Annotated in this window: 1 protein-coding gene; it reads right to left on the bottom strand. The window is 68.5% G+C overall.

Features of this window, described 5'->3' with window-relative positions; all coding sequences use genetic code 11:
- Window positions 1–533, bottom strand: a 533-nt coding sequence (locus tag DAI20_RS20225; RefSeq protein WP_168927718.1) for a glycoside hydrolase family 3 N-terminal domain-containing protein, incomplete at both ends; no start/stop codon positions are given.

The raw sequence follows: 533 nt of genomic DNA, 5'->3' as shown, positions 1-533 counted from the left end.
TCCATGTCGTTCAGCGCGAAGTGCTTCATCGAGGAGATCACGTGCTGGCTCTGCACGCCCTGGATCAGCGCACCGACCATCGAACCGGCCAGCAGCGGGTCTTCGCCGGCGTACTCGAAATTGCGGCCGTTGCGCGGGTCGCGCTGCAGGTTGACGCTGCCCGACAGCAGGATGTTGAAACGCTGCTGCCACGCCTCACGGCCCATCGTTGCGCCGCCGGCGAAGGCGACCGCACGGTTCCAGCTGGAGGCGGTGGACGGGCCCGACGGCATCGCCGTGGCGAAGTCGCCCGGGCGGATGCCGCCTGGATTGGTCACGCCGACGCCGGCATCGGCCGACTGCTGCGATGGAATGCCCAGCCGCGCCACGCCCGGCACGAAACCGGCCGAGCCGACCGCACCTTCCGGCAGCGGGCCACCATCCTTGCCCAGCCCGAAGTAGCTGTGCAGCATCTGGAACTTCTCATCCTCGGTCATCGCCTTCAGCAGCAGCGCAGCGCGCGCATCGGCGTTGAGGGTGGTGTCCATCCACGG

Source organism: Planctomonas deserti, assembly GCF_003067705.1.
Lineage (GTDB): Bacteria > Actinomycetota > Actinomycetes > Actinomycetales > Microbacteriaceae > Planctomonas > Planctomonas deserti.
Note: the sequence above shows the minus strand (reverse complement) of the source record. Positions and strands in the feature narration are given on the sequence as shown.